The organism is Mycobacterium sp. 852002-51163_SCH5372311, assembly GCF_001667115.1.
GTDB lineage: Bacteria > Actinomycetota > Actinomycetes > Mycobacteriales > Mycobacteriaceae > Mycobacterium.
The window spans coordinates 14574-34417 of sequence record NZ_LZIJ01000173.1 but is presented as its reverse complement, the minus strand read 5'-3'; the positions used below and the strand labels follow the sequence as shown (position 1 = coordinate 34417).

General features: G+C 66.2%; 15 protein-coding genes and 2 pseudogenes. 8 read left to right on the top strand and 9 right to left on the bottom strand.

Going from position 1 to position 19844, the window contains the following annotated elements:
* Position 1: 1 nt before the first annotated feature.
* Positions 2–4591 (top strand): non-ribosomal peptide synthetase, encoded by a 4590-nt coding sequence (locus A5791_RS20305; RefSeq protein ID WP_231995968.1) that lies wholly within the window; start codon positions 2–4, stop codon positions 4589–4591.
* The gene (locus A5791_RS20300) at positions 4579–8109 is read left to right on the top strand and encodes a non-ribosomal peptide synthetase (protein WP_067240644.1); all 3531 of its coding nucleotides are present in this window, start codon (positions 4579–4581) and stop codon (positions 8107–8109) included. The genes A5791_RS20305 and A5791_RS20300 overlap by 13 nt, the downstream gene beginning before the upstream one ends.
* Here A5791_RS20300 and A5791_RS20295 read toward each other — a convergent pair whose 3' ends face one another.
* Positions 8110–9486, bottom strand: coding sequence for a SagB family peptide dehydrogenase (locus A5791_RS20295; RefSeq protein ID WP_067240654.1), 1377 nt, complete (start codon positions 9484–9486; stop codon positions 8110–8112).
* A 210-nt stretch (positions 9487–9696) separates the two neighbouring features.
* On the opposite strand from A5791_RS20295, the gene A5791_RS20290 reads away from it, so the two are divergent.
* Complete coding sequence (locus A5791_RS20290; protein WP_067240642.1) at positions 9697–10206, top strand: hypothetical protein; 510 nt, start codon at positions 9697–9699, stop codon at positions 10204–10206.
* A 414-nt stretch (positions 10207–10620) separates the two neighbouring features.
* On the opposite strand, the gene A5791_RS26880 is transcribed toward A5791_RS20290, so the two are convergent.
* The 5 genes and pseudogenes from A5791_RS26880 to A5791_RS20265 form a co-directional block, all read right to left on the bottom strand.
* Positions 10621–10767, bottom strand: a complete 147-nt coding sequence (locus A5791_RS26880) for a hypothetical protein (protein ID WP_197504741.1) — start codon at positions 10765–10767, stop codon at positions 10621–10623.
* A gap of 40 nt (positions 10768–10807) precedes the next feature.
* Positions 10808–11119, bottom strand: a complete 312-nt coding sequence (locus tag A5791_RS20280) for a hypothetical protein (RefSeq protein WP_156661526.1) — start codon at positions 11117–11119, stop codon at positions 10808–10810.
* A gap of 1100 nt (positions 11120–12219) precedes the next feature.
* Complete coding sequence (locus tag A5791_RS27350; protein ID WP_231995966.1) at positions 12220–12366, bottom strand: hypothetical protein; 147 nt, start codon at positions 12364–12366, stop codon at positions 12220–12222.
* Positions 12367–12589: 223 nt separating this feature from the next.
* A pseudogene (locus tag A5791_RS27345) lies at positions 12590–12742 on the bottom strand (phage major capsid protein); the annotation flags it as partial.
* A gap of 493 nt (positions 12743–13235) precedes the next feature.
* Positions 13236–13559, bottom strand: a complete 324-nt coding sequence (locus A5791_RS20265; protein WP_231995965.1) for a hypothetical protein — start codon at positions 13557–13559, stop codon at positions 13236–13238.
* Positions 13560–14064: 505 nt separating this feature from the next.
* Here A5791_RS20265 and A5791_RS20255 point away from each other — a divergent pair.
* Positions 14065–14331 (top strand): annotated as a pseudogene (locus A5791_RS20255) (hypothetical protein); the annotation flags it as partial.
* Here the strand turns inward: A5791_RS20255 and A5791_RS20250 are convergent.
* The 3 genes from A5791_RS20250 to A5791_RS20240 all read right to left on the bottom strand — a co-directional run bounded on the left by A5791_RS20250 (position 14328) and on the right by A5791_RS20240 (position 16241).
* A complete protein-coding gene (locus A5791_RS20250) occupies positions 14328–15230 on the bottom strand; it encodes a sigma-70 family RNA polymerase sigma factor (RefSeq protein ID WP_067240652.1) in 903 nt (300 codons plus the stop codon). The pseudogene A5791_RS20255 and the gene A5791_RS20250 overlap by 4 nt on opposite strands.
* On the bottom strand, positions 15227–15841 hold the full coding sequence (locus tag A5791_RS20245; protein WP_067240631.1) for a carboxymuconolactone decarboxylase family protein: 615 nt from the start codon (positions 15839–15841) through the stop codon (positions 15227–15229). Before A5791_RS20245 ends, A5791_RS20250 begins: the two co-directional genes overlap by 4 nt.
* Positions 15842–15926: 85 nt before the next feature.
* Positions 15927–16241 carry a type II toxin-antitoxin system VapB family antitoxin gene (locus A5791_RS20240; protein WP_067240651.1) on the bottom strand — a complete coding sequence of 105 codons (315 nt, stop codon included), beginning with the start codon at positions 16239–16241 and terminating at the stop codon, positions 15927–15929.
* A 181-nt stretch (positions 16242–16422) separates the two neighbouring features.
* On the opposite strand from A5791_RS20240, the gene hrcA reads away from it, so the two are divergent.
* The 4 genes from hrcA to A5791_RS26585 all read left to right on the top strand — a co-directional run bounded on the left by hrcA (position 16423) and on the right by A5791_RS26585 (position 19788).
* Positions 16423–17454: a heat-inducible transcriptional repressor HrcA gene (gene hrcA / locus A5791_RS20235; RefSeq protein WP_067240628.1), complete on the top strand. Its 1032-nt coding sequence runs from the start codon at positions 16423–16425 to the stop codon at positions 17452–17454.
* A 73-nt stretch (positions 17455–17527) separates the two neighbouring features.
* Positions 17528–18676: a molecular chaperone DnaJ gene (dnaJ, locus tag A5791_RS20230; protein ID WP_067240626.1), complete on the top strand. Its 1149-nt coding sequence runs from the start codon at positions 17528–17530 to the stop codon at positions 18674–18676.
* Between the two features lie 18 nt (positions 18677–18694).
* The gene (locus A5791_RS20225; protein WP_067240624.1) at positions 18695–19453 is read left to right on the top strand and encodes a 16S rRNA (uracil(1498)-N(3))-methyltransferase; all 759 of its coding nucleotides are present in this window, start codon (positions 18695–18697) and stop codon (positions 19451–19453) included.
* Positions 19454–19623: 170 nt separating this feature from the next.
* Entirely contained in the window at positions 19624–19788 is a 165-nt protein-coding gene (locus A5791_RS26585) for a hypothetical protein (protein WP_156661525.1), read from the top strand.
* Positions 19789–19844 lie beyond the last annotated feature (56 nt).

Sequence of the window (19844 nt, the reverse complement as noted above, 5' to 3'; positions counted from 1 at the left end):
TGTGAGGCTGGCGCCGCCACCGATCGAGGACGTTCTCGCCCTCAGCCCGCTACAGGAAGGCTTGTTCGCGCTCTACCGGCTGGCCGAGGACAGTATCGACCTCTACAGCATGCAGTTCGTGGTCGATGTCGACGGGCCGATTGATACCGAGCTGCTGCGCCGCAGTGCGCAGGCGATGCTGGTCCGGCACCCGAACCTGCGCGCTGCGTTCTGGGATCGTGACGTTCCCAAGCCGGTGCAGGTCGTGCCGGCACACGCCGAGCTGCCGTGGTCCGAACGGATCGCAACACCAAGTGAATTCGACGCCATCGCGCGCTCGGAGCGGCGCCGCCCGTTTGACCTGAGCCGCGGTCCCGCCTTGCGGGTGGTGCTGCTCACCGTGCCGGGCGAGACCCGGCGGCGGCTGATCTTCACCGCGCACCACATTCTTGTCGACGGTTGGGCCCTTGCGGTGTTCTTCACTGAGATGCTCGCCGTATACCGGGCGGGCGGAGCGGCGGACAGGCTACCGCCGCCACATCCCTACCGCGACTACATCGTCTGGCTCGCCGGACAAGACCGGAGCGCCGCGATCGCGAAGTGGACGCAATATTTGCGGGGCGTTTCCGGGCCGCTCATGGTTGCCGACGCTGGTGCCGGTGGGAGAGCTCCCGGTGGCGCGGTGCCGAAAAAGACGGAACTGCTGCTGCCCGTGGCCGACACGGCACGATTGCGGGAATGGGCGGCGCGCAACGGCTTCACGCTCAACACCGCGGTGCTGTTCGCCTGGGCCGTCGTGCTGGGCCGGCTGACCGACCGTCGCGACGTCGTGTTCGGCACCATCGTCTCCGGCCGCCCGGAGAGCTTGCCCGGGGTGGAGACCATGGTGGGGTTGTTCATCAACACCGTGCCCGTCGTGCACCAGCTGAGCGGCACCGCATCGGTGGTCGAGCAGTGCGCGCGGTTGCAGCGCGAGTCTTCGGCCATGCGCGAAATCGGTTACCTGAGCCTGTCGGAATTACAGCGCGAACACGGCCGCGGAACCCTGTTCGACTCCCTCTTCGTATTCGAAAACGCCCCGATCGAAGACGCCATCCGCCCCGTCAGCACACCTGACGGCGCGCGCTTTCACCCGGTGGAGATGGAAAGCCTGACGCACTACCCGTTGACGGTTGTCTCGCACCTGAAGGACGACGCGCTGGTGGTGCTTGTCGAGGCGATTCGCGAAGCGCTGCCGCACCTCTCGCCAGCAGCGCTAGGCGAGCGATTGCTGGCCGTGTTGCGACAGCTGCCCGATGTCGGCGACCAGACGCCCGATGTGCTGGATGTTCTCACCGCGGCAGAACGCGCCGAATTCCGCGATATCACGGCATTGCCGGTGCCGGATGTGCAGAGCGGCACCGTGTGGGAGGCGTTCGAGCGGCAGGTGTACGCCACTCCTGACGCCGACGCCCTCAGCGCCTCCGGTGGGCAGCGCTACAGCTACGCCGAATTGCACAGCGCGGCAACACGGATGGCGGGCGCATTGGCTGCGCGGGGAATAGGGCCAGAAGATGTCGTCGCGCTGTTGCTGCCCCGTTCAGCCCAGTCCATTGTCGCCATCCTGGCCGTGCTCGCCACCGGCGGCGCCTATCTGCCGATCGATATCACGCTGCCGGCTGTGCGCATCGAATCCATTCTCCGCCAAGCTAATCCGGCACTTGTCATTGCCGAGTCCGGACACGTGCAGCTGAACGCGGCGGGTTGCCGCACGTTGCTGCTCGATGAACCTGCCGTGGCCGAGCGCATCTCGCGGTACCCGGCCGTGGCACCCGCAGTGCGTCGTCATCCCCAACACAGCGCCTACGTCATCTTCACCTCCGGTTCCACCGGTGAACCCAAGGGCGTCATCGGCACCAACGCCGCGCTGCTCAGCTATTTCGCCGACCACCGCGAGCGCGTCTACCGCCCGGCGCGCGCGCGGCTGGGCCGGCCGATGCGTATCGCCCACGCGTGGTCGTTGAGCTTCGACGCCTCCTGGCAGCCGATGGTCGGCCTGCTCGACGGCCACGGGCTGCATCTGTTCGACGCCGAAGAGATGCGCGACGCCGACCGGCTGGTGAAAGGCATTGCCACGCACCGGATCGACATGATCGACACCACCCCGTCGATGTTGGTGCAACTCGCTGCCGCTGGGCTTTTGGACCAGGGCTTGACGGTGCTGGCCCTCGGCGGGGAAGCGATCGACACCGCGCTGTGGGGGCGGTTGCGCGCGCTGACCGGCACCGCGGTCTACAACTGCTACGGGCCCACCGAAATGACGGTCGAGGCGGTGGTGGCACCGGTCCACGAGTACGAGGCACCGACGATCGGCACGACCAACGCCGGAACGTTCGGCTATGTGCTGGATTCCGCGCTGCGGGTGGTGCCCAACGGTGTGGTGGGCGAACTGTATCTGTCCGGTGCGCAACTGGCCCGCGGCTACGTCGGTAGGTCCGCGATGACCGCGGCCCGCTTCGTGGCCGACCCGATGCGCCCGGGCCAGCGCATTTACCGCACCGGCGACCTGGTGCGTCGCCTGCCTCGCGGTGGTTACGCATACCTGGGACGAAGTGACACGCAGGTCAAGATTCGTGGCTACCGCGTCGAGATCGGCGAGATCGAAGCCGCTTTACGCGGCCAGCCCCAGGTCCACGATGCCGCGGTTGCGATCCGGCATCGGGAGAATGGCCCTACCCTGGTGGGATTCGTTGTATGGCAACAGGGTCGAACCGGCGACCTGCTCGGGCTGCGCGCCGCGTTGAGCGAGCGTCTGCCGTTGTACATGGTTCCGGCTCGGATCGTGGCGCTGCCTGCACTTCCGGTGAACGCCAACGGCAAGCTGGATGGCCAAGCCCTGGATGCGCTGGCCGATCAGGCGCTAACGCAGGTCACCGGGGACGCGGCGGCATCGGCATCCACCGATACCGAGCGATCGTTGTCTGAAGTATTCGCCGAGCAGTTCAACGGCGTGACACCGCACGTCGACGACGACTTCTTCGCTCTCGGTCTGGACAGCATCGTGGCGATCTCGTTGGTGCACAAGGCGCAGCGACACGGTCTGCCGTTGAGCCCGAGGATGATCTTCACCGCACCGACGATTCGTCAGCTTGCGGCCCTAGTCGACGCGGTGGAAGGGTCAGAGGAGACGGTCCAGACCGCGGATTATGGTGAGGTGCTGCCACTTCCGATGGTGTCCTGGCTGTTCGAGTACGGAAATTTCCGCCGCTTCACACACACAGTCCTGCTCCGATTGCCCGCCCAAATCGACCGCTCGTCAATCGAGCTGATGCTGCAATTGTTGCTCGACGGGCACGACACCCTGCGGTCGATCCTCACCGACACGGCCCGGGGACCCCGCTTGGTGACCCGCGAGCCCGGCGTTGTCAACGCCGCCGACCTTCTGGCCGAGGTGGAGCTGGCTGACTCGAGCGACACCGAATTGGCAGCGGCTGTCAGGTATTCCGCGCGCAAGGTCACCGAAGAAATCGATCCGTACGCGGGCGCTATGGTCCGGGCGGTGTGGTTCTCCGGCCCCCAGCGGCCGGTGCTGCTTATCACCGCCCACCACCTGGCGGTCGACGTGGTCTCGTGGCACATCATGCTCGGCGACATGATGGCAGCGTGGCGTTCGCTGCAAGCCGGCAGCCGGCCAACGACGCTGCCCGAGTTCACTTCTTATCGCCGTTGGTCGGAACTGATGTGGCAGCGGGCCGCAACACCGCAGGTGCGGGCTCAGCGTGACCACTGGATCGCGCAGGTCCGCGACCCCGACCCGGCATTGGGCGCGCGCCATCCGGATCCGATGCGCGATTCGTGGTCCACGCTGCAAGTCACCTCCGTGGCCACGCCGGTTGCAGACACCGAACGAGTCCTGGCCACGCTGGGCAGGGACGGCGGAATACGCGAACTCCTACTGGCCGCAACGACCATCGCCGTTGCCAGCTGGCGCCGCGAACGTGGTCAGGATCCGGCATCGGGGACGCTTGTCGCCCTCGAGGGCCACGGCCGTGCCGACGCCGTGCTGGACACCGACACCACCAACACCGTCGGGTGGTTCACCACCGCCTTCCCCGTTCGGCTCGGCACGGGGGCGGCCGCGCTGGACATCGAACAGGCCGAAGCCGATCCGCTGGCGGCCCGGGCGCTGCTCGAATCGGTGGCGGCTCAACTCGACGCGATCCCGAACGACGGCTTGGACTATGGCCTGCTCCGCTATGTCGATCGCGTACCCGAGTTGCAGTGCGGTGCCGAACCGCAGATCCAGTTCGGCTACCTCGGTCGTCTGGATCTCACCGGCGCCCTGAGCCTGCCCCAAGTTCAGCCTGAGTCCTTGTCGCTGCTTACCGGACCTGCACTGGACGCGCTGCCGATCGATCCGGAGCCGGATCTGCCACTGCGCTTTGCTCTCAACATCAGTGTGCTTGTCGGAGCGACGTCCGAAGGCACGCAACTGATCACCAACTGGCGATGGAGTGATGCGCTGTTCGAACGCAACGACATTGACCGGCTGGCGCAGTTCTGGCAACGGGGAATCGCCGTGCTCTCCGGCAAGGTGGCCGGGGGTGAGGAAGGATCTGCATGGAGCCGCTGAACGAGCAGCCTCACGCGCGTCGACCAATCAGCAGGGACGAGGTCAGGGCGACGGTGGCGGCCCAACTCGGTTGCCCGGCCGCAGAAGTCGCTGACCACGACGACCTGATCCAGCTGGGTCTGAACTCCATCCGCATGATGGCGCTGGCAGGAGGGTGGCGCAAACACGGAGCCACAGTCACTTTCGCGGAACTCGCGGCCAGGCCAACGGTCGAGTCCTGGCACTCCCTCCTGTGCAGCCGCGAGGCAGATGAACTGCCAAGCGCGACAAGCCCGGTCGGAGCGGAGCGACCAGATCGCGAGCCGGTGGCCGAAGAAGACCCGTTCCCGCTGGCCACCATGCAGCACGCGTACTGGATAGGTCGCGACGACGAACAGGAGCTGGGCGGCGTTGCGGCCCACCTTTACGTCGAATTCGACGGCGGCGACCTGGATCCCGATCGGATGAAGCGCGCGGCTTCCGATCTGGTCGCGGCACATCCCATGCTGCGCACCCGATTCCTGCCCGACGGAACACAACAAACAATGCCGCAACCAGGCAGGCCGGTGTTCGCCGTCGCGGACCTGCGCGGACAGAATTCCGCGACGGTGGAATCCGCGCTGGCGGAGTTGCGCGACCGTAAAACCCACCAGCGTTTGGCGATCGAAGACGCTCAGGTCATCGACATCACGCTGACCCGGTACGACGACGGCTCCGGTGCCATTCGGTCCCGGCTGCATCTGGACATCGACATGCTGGCCTGCGACGCGATGAGTTACCGTGTCCTGGTTTCCGATCTGGCGAACCTCTACCGGGGTGTGCCGCTGCCCACCCCCGGCTACAGCTACCGGCGTTATCGAACTGAGCACGGCGAAGACATCGTGGCACGAGAGCGGGACCGGGACTGGTGGCGGCGACGGTTGGCCGACATGCCGGGCGCGCCGGAGCTCCCCACGGTGCCGGTGGGCGAGCGCCGGGCGCCGCATCGCACGGTCCGCTACGACCACTGGCTGACACCGGAGGCCAGACAGAGTCTGGTGGCCGGGGCACACCGGCGCGGGGTGACACCCGCCATGGCGCTGGCCGCGGTGTTCGCCGACACCATCGGCGGCTGGTCGACGCAAAGCCGATTTTTGATCAATGTGCCATTGTTCCACCGTGATTCGGTACACCCCGACATCGACCGCGTGGTCGGGGACTTCACCTCGTCGATCATGCTCGAGGTCGACGTCACCGAAAACGTCTCGGTCATCGACCGGGCCCGGGCAATCCAACGCAGCATGTACGAAAGTGGCTCGCACGCAGCCTATTCCGGGCTCGAAGTGCTGCGCGATCTGGGCCGGCACCGGGGTGAGCCAGTGCTGGCGCCGGTGGTCTTCACCAGTGCGCTCGATCTCGGTGAGCTCTTCGCCGACAACGTGATCCAGACCTTCGGTGAGCCGGTGTGGATCATTTCGCAGGGCCCTCAGGTGCTGCTCGATGCGCAGCTGACCGAGTTGCGCGGAGGCCTGCTGGTCAACTGGGACGTGCGCGAGTCGGCGTTCCCGCCAGGCGTGATAGATGCCATGTTCGCCAGGTTCGCGGACGCGGTGGATCGCCTCGCTCAGGGCCATGCCGGCTGGGAGGCAGAGGCGGTGGTGCGATTGCCGGTCGCCCAGGCGGCGGTGCGCGCGGCGGTCAACGCGACCGACGGTCCGGTCAGCGGACGGTGCCTGCACCAGGGGTTCTTCGAGCACGCGACCGCTAACCCGGATGCGCCCGCGGTGGTTTCGGACACCGGCGATGTCGAGGTCTGGAGCTACCGGGAACTCGCGCAACGCGCGCTGGCGGTAGCAGGAGCGTTGCGTGCCAACGGTGTCCGCACCGGCGAGGCCGTCGCGGTTCAGCTACCCAAAGGCCGGGACCAAGTCGTGGCGGTACTCGGTGTGCTTGCCGCCGGGGCCACGTATGTGCCGATCGGATTCGACCAGCCGGAGGGGCGGCGCGCGAAGATTCTTCAGACCGCCGATATCGCCGCGGCGCTGACGATCGAGGGCAAGATGCCCGAGCGCGGCGGTGCGTGCTTGTCCATCGCTGCGGCCAAAGAATTCCCGCGGCCGTTGGCGGCGCCGGTCATGCCCGATACCGGGGAGATCGCCTACGTGATCTTCACGTCCGGTTCGACCGGCATGCCCAAGGGCGTCGACGTACCGCACAGCGCCGCGATGAACACGATCGATGCCGTAAACGAGTGGTTCGCGGTCGGCAGCACCGATCGAGTGCTCGCACTGTCCGCCCTGGAGTTCGATGCCTCGGTGTACGACATCTTCGGGATGTTCTCCGCCGGTGGCGCTGTGGTAGCCGTGGATGCCCAGCAGAAGGCCGATCCCGCCACGTGGGTGGAACTGCTACGCCGCCACCGAGTTTCGATCCTCAACTGCGTGCCGAGCATGCTGGACATGATCTTGGAGCTCGGCGGCGATCGGTTGGGTAACTCGTTGCGGGCGGTCACTCTGGGTGGCGACTGGGTGGGCGCCGACTTGGCCCGCAGGCTGGCCAGGCAGGTGCCGGGATGCCGGTTCGCAGGTCTCGGGGGTGCGACGGAGACGGCCATTCACAACACCATCTGCGAAGTCGTGGGCGAACCGCCGGCGCACTGGGCGACCGTGCCGTTCGGTGTTCCGTTGCGCAACGTCCGGTGCCGGGTGGTTTCGCCGTCGGGCCGTGACTGTCTCGACTGGGTGCCCGGTGAATTCTGGGTGGGAGGGGCCAATGTCGCTGCGGGCTATCGCAACGATCCGCAACGTACCGCGCAGCGCTTCGTCGAGCGGGACGGCATCCGCTGGTACAAGACGGGTGACGTGGCCAGGTACTGGCCGGACGGCACCATCGAATTCCTCGGCCGCACAGACAATCAGGTACAGATCCGCGGCTACCGGGTCGAACTGGGCGAGGTGGAAAGCGCGCTGCGCACGGTGCGCGGGGTGCGGCATGCCGTCGCCGCCGTCGTCGGCGCCAGCGCACCAAAACTGGTTGCCGCTATCGCAGGCGATCCGCAGGAGGTCGGCGATGTCAGCGCGGCGGTCGCAGATCTGCTGCCCGGCTACATGGTTCCCACCCGGACCGTGTTCTTCCCACAGATTCCGTTGACCCCGAACGGCAAACTGGACCGTCGCGCCGTGGCCGCGCTGCTGGAGCCAGACGGCAAGGGCTTGGACGAACACGACGGTGCCCCCCGCGACGACGTGGAAGCCGCCCTGGCGGAAATCGTCGCCGAGGTGCTGGGACATCCGAATTCGCTTGGCGTACATGATGATTTCTTCGCGCTGGGTGGTGATTCGGTGCTCGCCACCTCGGTCATCGCACGGGTACGCGACTGGCTGGACATCGACCACGCGGTGGTCGCTGACCTGTTCGCGACCAGGACCGTGGCGGCATTCGCCGACCGTCTGCAGCACCGGGAAGCCCAGCGGGGCACGCCGGAACGGCTCGCCGTCATCGCGCGCCACTACCTTGATGTCGCCGCGCTGACCGACGAAGAGGTTCTCGCCGAAGGGTAGTCAGCCCACGGCACGGGAGCCGAGGATGATGCTGCCGACGCTGCATTCCTGTCGTTCGTCGACGCCGGTGGCCGCAACGAATGCCGCGGTGTCGCCGAATCCCTGCGCGCAGGCGCCCAGACCCATCGCGGTGGCGGCCAGGTAGATGGTCTGCATCAGCACGCCGACATCCTTGAGAATAGCGGCGTAGCCGATCTGTTCGTACGTCCACATGATGCGTCCGCTGCGTGCGGCCATGACCACCAGCACCTGCGGTTCGGCACCTCCGGTCAACGTCGCCGCGGCCGGCTTGATCAACTGGGACACGGCGCGCGAATCCGCGGCGGCCACCGGGCGCAGCACGTGATCGAACGAATCGTAGTGGTACACACCAGGTTCGAGCCTAGCCACATTGCGTACCACCGGATACAGCTCGAGTTCATAGATGCCGCCGCCGGAAGGGTAGGGGCGAGACAGAAGTTGCTCGCCCGGACCGGCCGGCTGGGTGTTGCGAGTCCGCGCTGTGCGATACAGCAACTCGGCGAGCTGGTCGATGCTGATCGGGTGCGCGTCGTCGAATGTTCTTGTCGAAACCCGATCTTCGAGAACCGCCGTCAACGTCGGGTCTTGACTTCGTTTGGCCGCCAGATCGGGGACAGGCAGTGCGATCGGCGTACCTGGGTAGTCCGGCCGGCGCGCGGGTGGCTGCGGAAAACGGCCCTTGGCCCACTTCGTCGGTCCGAAATGTTCCCACGTGACGGTGCGTTCACCGAGCGTGCTGCGACGGTGAAACCACAGATCTGGTGCGCTCCAACTGAGGGCCTCGAAGCTGTTGTCTTCCTCGGCGGGCCGGACCAGAATTCCGCTCCACTGCAGATCCTCGATGAACTGTGCAGCGGTGGCATCGGGCCACTCGGCGGCCGTTGCCGGTGCGTCCAGCAGCACGAGCAGTTGTGGGTCATGGATCCGCACGTCGCACCAGGCCAGCGGATGTTCGATCACAAAACCTTCGGAATCACGATGTAGCACAGCGAATTTCGATATCGCGAGGGCTTCCGACATCCGGTTCGGGCGGGGCGGGGGACGGCCGAAGGGCAGGATCGTGTACCGATCCTTCGCGTCCTCGCGGACGGTGAATGTCAGCCATCCGCCGCCGACGAGTTGATCGATGAGTCCGGCGACATCGCCGGCTGCCGGTTGGCCGCTCCCAGCCAGGTCGGTAACCGTTGCCGGCCCCACGTTCAGCGCCTTGAGCGCCCGCAGCTGGCCCGCCGCCAACCGGGTCAGCTTCTCGTTGCGCGGAGGGTTCAGCAGTACGGCGCCGGCGGGGGTGGTGAGACAGGTGACACCGGAACGGAAGGCAAATTTCGTCTCGACGGGATATCTGCTGGCGGGCAACCGCAACCCTCTCCATGTGCAATGCGCCCGGCAACAACGCAAATCCGGTAAGCCGGTGCGAGGAATTTTAATCTGCCCGAGGAATGGGTCACAGCCGCGCCGGGAGTGACGTTGCAATAGCGCAACCCGTCGGTACTAGGAAACGGCGCTAACACAGTGCACAATGCAACTCGCAGGGACGTTCTGACCTATCGAAGGGGGAACCCGACCGTGAGCACGATGAAATCGATCGCCACCGGCATGGCGGCCATAGGCGCTATCGGAGCCGCTGCCGTAGGCGTGACGTCCGTCGGATTCATGCCGGCCAGCCCGGCTCAGGTGCAGTTGGCCGCGTTCGGCGCACCACTCCCGCAGGACCCGCCCCCGCCGGGACAACTACCGACGCCTGACCAACTGGCCACACTGTGCACCCAGGTCACCGATCCCGGCGTGTCCTACACGACCAAGCAGAACCTGGTCGAAAACGGCATCAGCCCAGGCGAGGGTCATAACGCCGACCACCGCCTGAGGGAGGCGTACCGGGACGGGAAGTTTCCGGAGACCTTCAACGTGACGAACATTGCGCCGGCCGGCCCCAACGAGGCCCAGGCCGACGTCGCCATCTCCGGTCCGAAGTTCGTCGGGCCGGTCTCGAAGCACCTGGTTTTCATCGATCAGGGTGGCAACTGGATCCTGCAGCACGACTCCGCGCTGGCACTGCTGCAGGCAGCGACCAGCTAACCGGTTAGCCGTCGCTAGTTCCTCGCGGGTCTGGTTGCGCTCCACGCGGTAGCGAGCCTCTTTGTTGACCTTCTGGGGGTCGGCCTCAGAGCCGTTCTGCTGCTCCCCGGTCTCCATCGCCCTTGGGGGAGGTCCGTTTGGCTGTCAGAATCCGACCGCTCGGGTGAAACGGGGTGCTCTACGGTCACGCTGCGATCTCCTGTCGAGTCTTAGCCGGGTCTGCCCAGCATGGGTATGTGCGGTTGGCGTCGACCAGCCCGACCGCTGCAGGCGGCAGGCAATGGCGGGTGTCGGCGCTGTGTGAACCTGCGCGGTGCTTGTCGAAGGCGCTCACGGTCGAGAACGTCGCGTGGCACGCGGAGCAATGCGCGGTCTTGAGACCGGAAAATTCCGCGCCACAGCAGTTGGTCTTGGTCATGCTGGGTTGCTCCTCTTGCTGCGCTCCCACAGAGCGCGGCGCAGTTCCATCGGGTCGGTGTGCTCGGGCATCCCCAGCCGTTCGGCGACAGCAGCTCGCTTGACCGGGTCCAGCGGCCACGGCGTTCCGCCGTTGGCGACCACGGCTGCCTCGTAGGGCTTGCCGTACTTCTCGAACCACTCTTCAAAACGGCATTACTCGCTGCGCCCCGCTGCTACGGCTGCGGCGTCGGCTGTCGACCCACGCGGTCACGGTCATACCGTCGAACGGATGGCCCTGCGATGTCGCGCCGAACCGGACATCGGCCTGAGGGCTCGCGGGCTGACCCATGCTGCCATTCACGGTCAGCGGGGCCTCTGCAGTTGCCTCATCCAGCTCTGCGATCTGATCGGCCGTCTCGCACGCTTGGAACAGCAATTCGAGCCGGTCTGGCTCGTTTTCCAGGTCGAACTCACCTGTGATTTTCTTCCACAGGGCGTTGACCTGCGCCTGCAAACCTGCAGGTGTACCCATGTTTTACCTTTTCTAACTGACTCTCGAAAAATAGGGGTTTATCGCTCGCAAGATTCGGCACCCGCGTACCGACCGGTCGGAGACCGGCAGGGGAGGAGGGGGGCCGTGGGGCAGGTCTGCGTAGGCGACGAGGTCAGACGGAGCGCGAGGAGGACGCAGAGCACGCGGGCGGAGGAGCCTGCTGTCCCAAGCAGGCAGCCAGCGGCCTGCCTGCCTCCCCGGTGCCCTACCCCCGGGGCAGGGGGCCTAGCCCGCTGCCGTCAGGGAGCGGCTGCGTACCTCTTGTCTGTCTGCGTGCCGGCGAGTACGCGAGGACCAAACCGGCTGCTCCGCTGAAGAGACGACTGGAGACAGCAGTTTGCTGTCACTTAACAGCAATCGTAGGAAGTCCACCAACAACACTTGCTTTACAGCTCGGCGAGCTATTTGCCGGTTCTTGAGACATAACTGTTAACGCCTGGAATACTCCCCCATATCGCCTGAATGCGGTGACGTATCAGGGATAACGGCGGGGGAGAACATGACGGGTACCGTGCTGACGCCCTCGGCCTGACAGTTTCCCACGACAGCCGCCCGGCCTACACCGGCACCGAACGACAAAAGGGGAACACTATGAAATCACTTGCCACCCTCAGCGCCGCCCTCGTTCTCGCTAGCGCTGGGGTCGCGATGGCAGCGCCCGCGTGGGCCGACGACCTGAACGGGTCATACACCCAGACCATCATCGACGGGGGTGGCCGCATGAAGGTAGGCTTCACGTCCCAAGTGACCTACACTCCGTGTGGTTCAGGCTGCGTAACCGAAACGAGTGAAAGCGGGGGTCCCCCCCTCGAATATCACCTGCAGGGCGACGACTACATCTATGTAGCACCTGATGGCAACACAGTCACGATCAACAGGAACACCTTGCTAAAGACCGGGAAGCTTCGAACCACCGGTGGCCTCCTAGTTCAGCAGTTGACCAAGAACTGAGCGTCAGGTCAGGCCCTCGCCCGGTTCCTGTGCGGGGGCCTTTCTCATCGACCTAGCTAGGCCCCGCAGGGGACGGCTACAGCGGGCCGTCCCCGTTGGGCTTACTCAGATCAGGCCACGTCGTATCCACGAACGACGGCGGCTTCGTGCAAGAAGCCGACACCGACGCGGGTGATCGCGCGCACGTCCAGGGCGTCGTTGTAGAAGCCGGAGTCCTTCGAACGAGTGACCTCGGCGTCCTTGCGGAGCACGGTCACAACACGGTCCTCCGGGATGCCCCAGAACTACGTATTTGCGTCCACGTTCGGGTGCGTCACCACCGGCAGGCCCAGGATCGTCAGCTCGCCGCGAGCATCGAACGCGATCAGCGATTCGTTTGAGCCGCGGCTTTCTTGATCTGAGCGACGGTCTCGGCGGTGGCCGGGACATCAGCCAGTGCGTCAGCTTCGCGCCGACCGCCTTGGCCTTGAAGACCGCTTCCACGAACGGATCGGTGTTGGCGATCGTCGCGCCGGTATCGACCGTCGAGGTCGCGATTGACAGCAGACCCTTCGGGCCGTTGGTCGTGGTATTGCCGACGAACGCCTTATCGACGGCGTGGCTAATCTGGTTAACCAGACCGCGCACGGCCAGCTCTGCGACCTCGGGAGAGCCGTCGTCAGCCAGCTCGTTCGACAGACGGGGTGATGCCGCCGACCTTGCTCGGGGTCACCGTCACACCTTCGGTGTTGCCGTCGGTGGCGGTGATCGAGCCCAGCTCGGTCAGCCAGTTCACAGCCGGATCCTCGTCCCAGATCGGGAAGGGTGATCAAGACCTTGTCGGTCTTGACGACGGTCGAGACCTGTAGAGCGACCGACTCCGACTGGAGTGCGGTGTTCAGCAGCTTGCCGAAGTCCTGCGGGGTGAAGGCGTCGTTCGTGCTCGAATGCTGCATTGCCATGTATTTCTCCTCCTATGGACATGAGTGAGTAAGGCCCCTGGCTCAGATGCCAAGGGCCACAGGGCTTTATGTAACTTTCCGCCGATCACGGATCGGAGTTTGATTGCCTCTCAGAGGCTTACGTGACTGCCACGGTCGTCACAGACGACAGATGACGGTCAAGCTTGTGCTCTGAACCGGGTGGTTCAGTCCTTCAGTAGGGCTCCCCACGACGGCTCACGCTTGGGATGCGGTCTGCCGCCGTAACCCTGCGACGGGTCATAGCCGGGCGTCTGCTTCCGCAGACCGGGCCGCTCGGCCAGGATCGCAGCCACGTCAGCGGCCACCTTCTCGGCGTCCACGTCCCCGTCTCCGGTGAGGTAGTCGGCCAGCTCGTTGCCGGACAGCCAGAACAGGTCGGCCGGATGGCTCAGGCCATCCGAGGCCAGCCGTTCGACCTCGGCCCGTTGCATCCGCTCGATGCGGGCGTTAGCCGTCGCTAGTTCCTCGCGGGCCTGGTTGCGCTCCACGCGGTAGCGAGCCTCTTTGTTGACCTTCTAGGGGTCGGCCTCAGAGCCGTTCTGCTGCTCCCCGGTCTCCATCGCCCTTGGGGGAGGTCCGTTTGGCTGTCAGAATCCGACCGCTCGGGTGAAACGGGGTGCTCTACGGTCACGCTGCGATCTCCTGTCGAGTCTTAGCCGGGTCTGCCCAGCATGGGTATGTGCGGTTGGCGTCGACCAGCCCGACCGCTGCAGGCGGCAGGCAATGGCGGGTGTCGGCGCTGTGTGAACCTGCGCGGTGCTTGTCGAAGGCGCTCACGGTCGAGAACGTCGCGTGGCACGCGGAGCAATGCGCGGTCTTGAGACCGGAAAATTCCGCGCCACAGCAGTTGGTCTTGGTCATGGTGGGTTGCTCCTCTTGCTGCGCTCCCACAGAGCGCGGCGCAGTTCCATCGGGTCGGTGTGCTCGGGCATCCCCAGCCGTTCGGCGACAGCAGCTCGCTTGACCGGGTCCAGCGGCCACGGCGTTCCGCTCCTGGTGGAAAACGGCATCAGCCCAGGCGAGGGCCACACGGCCGACCACGACCTGAGGAAGGCATACCGGGATGGCAAGTTCCCGGAGACCTTCAACGTGACGAACATTGCGCCGGCCGGTCCCAACGAGGCCCAGGCCGACGTGGCCATCTCCGGTCCGAAGTTCGCCGGGCCGGTCTCCAAGCACCTGGTGTTCATCGATCAGGGTGGCAACTGGATCCTGCAGCACGACTCCGCGATAGCGCTGCTGCAGGCAGCGACCAGCTAACCGGTTACTGCGCTCAAGTCGATCCGCGCCAAGCGCTGCGGATCGGCCAGCACGTCGATTGCCGTGATCCGGCCGTCGCGCACCACGAATCCCATGATCGCGGTCGCCCGGCCGGCGACGAAGATGACCGCGCCGGCGGTGCCGTTGATCGTGGCTGCGCGCACGTCGCGGTCAGGTCCGCCGTAGCTGCGCGCCAGTTTGGCGACCGCGGCCGCACCGTCGGCACGGAAGACCTCGGCAGGCGGCCCGAAGTCTCCACGCAACACCACGCCGGGATCCAGCACCGCCACCAGCCGGTCGAAGTCGCCGGCGCGGCCGGCCGCGAAGAACGCGTCGACGACCTCGCGCTGGGTGGCGATGTCGCCGTCGGGCATCGGATCCGTCTGCTCGATGCGCCGTCGCGCGCGGCTGGCCAGCTTGCGGGTGGCCTCCGGTGATCGATCGACGATGGGCGCGATCTGGTCGAACGGGACCGTGAACACGTCGTGCAACACGAATGCCAGCCGTTCGCTCGGCGACAACGTTTCCAGCACCACGAAAAGCGCCATGCCCACCGCGTCGGCCAGCATCGCGCGGTGTTCGGGGTCGAATTCGCCTTCGGCGTCCACCAGCGGGTCCGGCAGTTGGGCGACCAGGTGCTCCGGACTGCGATTGCGGCGCTGCCGCAATGTGTTGAGGCAGATGCGGGCGACCACCGTCGTCAGCCAGGCGTCGAGGTTATCGATCCCGTCGACCCCCTCGTTCTCGGCGGCGCGACTCAGCCGCATCCACGCTTCCTGCACCGCGTCCTCGGCGTCGTCGATCGAGCCCAGCATCCGGTAGGCGACGGCGCCCAACTGCGGCCGGGCGGCCTGGAATCGTGCCGTCAGCGCTGCGGGCGAGGTCTCGCCGACCGTCATGCCCGGCCCGCGCCGGGCAGTGCACACACCCTGCCGTCGGAAAAGCCGGACGACCCGATGCCGAGCGCCACGTTGAAGCGGCCGCGAAGGTTGCCCAGCGTGATCACATGGGTGAGTCCCACCAGCGCAGGGGTGTCGAAGTGCTTCCGCAGCGCGTCGAAAAGCTCGTCGGTCACCTCCACCGGGGTGCGGCTGACCGCGGTGGCGTACTCCAGGAGCAGCTTGTCGACCTCGGAGAAACATGCGGCGTTGCGGTAATCGGTCAGGGCCAGCAGCTCCTCGTCGGTGATTCCCCAGGAGCGGGCGATCTGCGAACCGAGGTCGATGCAGTACTCGCAGCGCACCACCATGGCCGACTTCAACTCGGCCAGCGCGCGGTGGCGCGGACTGAGCACATTCAGCTTCGACTCCGCCTGTTCCAGCCTGCCGTAGGCGTTGAGCAGGCGGGGGATGTGCGCGTACATCCGCAGCGGTTCGAGCATTTCAATGTTATTCGCGTCGTTCAGATGTTTGAGTCCGGCCATCTTCGCCAGTTTGCGCTTGGTGAAAAAGAAGGCGATCTTGGCGCTCAGGCCGGCGTCGCGGTCCGAGACTCCGTTGAGTCGGGGCATGAGCTCCTCCGGAAAGTCAGGCTAAGCCTTTTGGGTGCGTATTAAGTCGACACCCGGCGGCGCCCAAATGTGACCGGCGCGGGCTTCAGGTCTGCTGACCCAGCGGAAGGTCCATGTCGAACACCCGGGCATGTAGCACGGTGCGATTGCGCAGCGCCGCGCGCACGGCCCGGTGCAGGCCGTCCTCGAGGTACGTGATGCCGCGCCACCGCACCGCGTGCGGGAACAGGTCGCCGTAAAAGGTGGAGTCTTCGGAGAGCAGCCGGTCCAGGGCAAGCACCGTCGTGGTGGTCACCAATTCGTCGAGCCGGATCTGCTGTGGTGGTATCTGCGCCCAGTCTCGGTAGGACAGCCCATGCTCGGGGTACGGTTTGCCCTCCCGCACGCCCTTGAAGATCATTCGCGGATCGTAGCGGTAAACCGACGGTCCGGCGAGCAGACACAAAAGTCCCCGCCACGCCGGCGAAAAGGGCGCTTTTGCGTCTGCTGGCGCTGCCTGTGGTGAGGTCGCATCCTTTCCGGACCGTAAAATGGAGCGGATCTAATAGGTGTCTCTACAGGTCGAGGAAGGGGAGGGGCCGATGGGTAGCGCGGACGACCGTCGCTTTGAGGTGCTGCGCGCGATCGTCGCCGACTTCGTCGCCACCAAGGAACCGATCGGCTCGAAAACGCTGGTAGAACGGCACAACCTGGGAGTATCCAGCGCCACCATCCGCAACGACATGGCTGTATTGGAGGCCGAGGGGTACATCACCCAGCCGCACACCAGCTCGGGTCGGGTGCCCACCGAGAAGGGCTATCGCGAGTTCGTCGACCGGCTTGAGGACGTCAAGCCACTGTCATCGGCTGAGCGACGTGCGATACAGGGCTTTCTGGAATCCGGCGTCGACCTCGACGACGTGCTGCGCCGGGCGGTTCGGCTGCTGGCCCAGTTGACCCGTCAGGTGGCCGTTGTCCAGTACCCGACGCTCACCACGTCGACCGTCCGCCACCTGGAAGTGATCGCGCTGACGCCGGCCCGGCTGCTGATGGTGGTCATCACCGATACCGGACGCGTGGACCAGCGCATCGTCGAGCTCGGCGACGTGATCGACGACCACCAGCTCTCGCAGCTGCGCGAAATGCTCGGCCAGGCCCTGGACGGCAAGAAGCTCTCGGCGGCATCGGTCGCGGTCGCCGATCTTGCCGCGCAGCTGCACGGGGCCGGCGGGTTGGGTGACGCCGTCGGGCGTGCGGCTACGGTTTTGCTGGAGTCGCTGGTAGAGCACACCGAAGAACGCCTGGTGATGGGCGGTACCGCCAATCTGACCCGCAACGCCGCCGACTTCGGTGGCTCACTGCGGTCGATCCTGGAAGCGCTCGAGGAACAGGTTGTGGTGCTGCGCCTGCTGGCGGCACAGCAAGAGGCCGGCAAGATCACCGTCCGCATCGGCCATGAGACGGCGGCCGAGCAGATGGCGGGCACCTCGATGGTGACCACCGCCTACGGAACCTCCGACACCGTGTACGGCGGCATGGGAGTGCTGGGGCCCACCCGGATGGATTATCCGGGAACTATTGCCAGCGTTGCTGCGGTTGCTCTTTATATTGGCGAAGTTCTGGGTGCCCGATGACTGTGCACCCGGTGCAGACTTGTGGACGGCCGCGTAACCCGCGGCATCAGACCCCCGCATAGGAGAATCAGGCGTGGCACGCGACTACTACGGGCTGCTCGGCGTGAGCAGGAACGCTACCGACGCCGAGATCAAGCGCGCCTATCGCAAGCTGGCGCGTGAACTGCATCCCGATATCAACCCCGACGAGGCTGCGCAGGCGAAATTCAAGGAAATCAGCGCCGCCTACGAGGTGCTGAGTGACCCGGAAAAACGCCGGATCGTGGACCTGGGCGGTGATCCGCTGGAAAGCGCCGGCGCGACGGCCGGCGGGTTCGGCGGGTTCGGCGGCCTGGGCGACGTTTTCGAGGCATTCTTCGGTGGCGGTTTCGGCGGGGGTACGGCATCCCGGGGTCCGATCGGCCGGGTTCGGCCCGGTTCGGACTCGCTGCTGCGGATGCGGCTCGACCTCGAGGAATGCGCGACCGGCGTCACCAAGCAGGTGACTGTGGACACCGCGGTGTTGTGCGACCGGTGCCAGGGCAAGGGCACCAACGGCGACTCCGCACCGATACCCTGCGACACCTGTGGCGGTCGCGGCGAGGTGCAGACCGTGCAACGGTCGCTGCTCGGCCAGGTGATGACGTCGCGCCCGTGCCCCACCTGCCGTGGTGTCGGCGTGGTGATCCCCGACCCATGCCACCAATGCGTCGGCGACGGCCGGGTGCGGGCCCGCCGTGAGATCAGCGTCAAAATTCCCGCCGGTGTCGGCGACGGGATGCGGGTGCGGCTCGCCGCTCAGGGCGAGGTCGGGCCTGGCGGCGGACCGGCGGGTGACCTGTATGTCGAGGTTCACGAGCAACCTCACGACATCTTCGTGCGCGACGGCGATCACCTGCATTGCACGGTGTCGGTTCCGATGGTCGACGCCGCACTGGGCGTCACGATAACCGTGGACGCCATCCTGGACGGTACGAGCGAGATCACGATTCCGCCTGGCACACAACCGGGTTCGGTCATCACGCTGCGCGGCCATGGCATGCCGTTGCTGCGTTCCAGCGCGCGGGGCGACCTGCACGTCCACGTCGAGGTGGTGGTACCCACCCGGCTGGACCACCACGACGCCGAACTGTTGCGCGAGCTGAAGAGCCGACGCAGCCGGGACGTGGCCGAGGTCCGCTCCACGCACAACGGCAGCAGCGGACTGTTCAGTCGGCTACGCGAGACGTTCACCGGCCGCTAATTCTTCGGAGCCGCGCTCATGGTGGCGACGCTGTTCTACATCGACGCAGTGCCCGATATCGGTGCGCTGGCCGTCGTAGCCGGCGACGAAGGGTTCCACGCCGCCACGGTCCGCCGGATCCGTCCCGGCGAGCAGCTCATGCTCGGCGACGGGGCGGGCGGCCTGGCGCGCTGCCAGGTAGAGCGGGCCGGACGCGACGGGCTGGCCGCGCGGGTGCTGGAGCGTTGGAGCGTCGCGCCGGCGCATCCGCCGGTGACGGTGGTGCAGGCATTGCCCAAATCCGAGCGCGCGGAGTTGGCGATCGAATTGGCCACCGAGGCCGGCGCCGACGCTTTCGTCGCCTGGCACGCGGCCCGCTGCGTGGCGAACTGGGACGGCGCCCGGGTCGACAAGGGGCTGCGCCGATGGCGCGCCGTGGCGCGCTCGGCGGCCCGGCAATCTCGCCGCCCGCACATCCCGCACGTCGACGGTGTGCTGTCGACCGCGGCGCTGATCGCGCGGATCCACGACGAGGTGACCGCCGGCGCCGCCGTGCTCGTCCTGCACGAGTCGGGGACCGACCGGCTCGCCGATTTATTTGCCAAGGATGCTGTGGCACAGGCGAATTCGCTGATGCTCGTGGTCGGCCCCGAGGGTGGGATCGCGCCGGACGAGATCGCCGCGCTGACCGGCGCCGGCGCCGTCGCGGTCCGGCTCGGTCCGACCGTGCTGCGCACGTCGACCGCGGCCGCGGTGGCGTTGGGTGCGCTGGGTGTGCTTACCCCGCGATGGGAGTAGTCGAGGCTTTTGATTCTGCAGTGAGGGCGCGGCTTACTCGCAAAACTCCTACCTGAGTGCAGAGTCAATCTCGTTAGGACACACCGAACGCCTTGAGCGCACACTCAGTAACCGCTTGACATACGAGCTACGGCTCGCGCTCGGTCCGAAGCCAGGCGGGCGCCGAACCGGTGATTATCGCCCGAGGTGGTTGCCGGCATGAGACTCAAAAGATCGCCTCTGAGCGCATCTACTGGACCAAGCTGGATGAGACTCGGCTACCGGTCACCGGCGCGGCGCAGGCCCATAAGGTGCTCGATAAGGATCTGCCGGCCAATACGCTGCTGACCCGCTGAGGTTGCGCCCGGCCCGTCGGCGGGCGCCGAATCGTTGGGACGCCGTCGTCACCGGC

Bases quoted from the DNA above. Each gene is read 5' to 3' on its own strand.
- A5791_RS20300 (WP_067240644.1), top strand. From the start codon at position 4,579: ATGGAGCCGCTGAACGAGCAGCCTCACGCGCGTCGACCAATCAGCAGG.
- A5791_RS20250 (WP_067240652.1), bottom strand. From the start codon at position 15,230: ATGACGGTCGGCGAGACCTCGCCCGCAGCGCTGACGGCACGATTCCAG.
- A5791_RS20245 (WP_067240631.1), bottom strand. From the start codon at position 15,841: ATGCCCCGACTCAACGGAGTCTCGGACCGCGACGCCGGCCTGAGCGCC.
- A5791_RS20240 (WP_067240651.1), bottom strand. From the start codon at position 16,241: ATGATCTTCAAGGGCGTGCGGGAGGGCAAACCGTACCCCGAGCATGGG.
- hrcA (WP_067240628.1), top strand. From the start codon at position 16,423: ATGGGTAGCGCGGACGACCGTCGCTTTGAGGTGCTGCGCGCGATCGTC.
- A5791_RS20225 (WP_067240624.1), top strand. From the start codon at position 18,695: ATGGTGGCGACGCTGTTCTACATCGACGCAGTGCCCGATATCGGTGCG.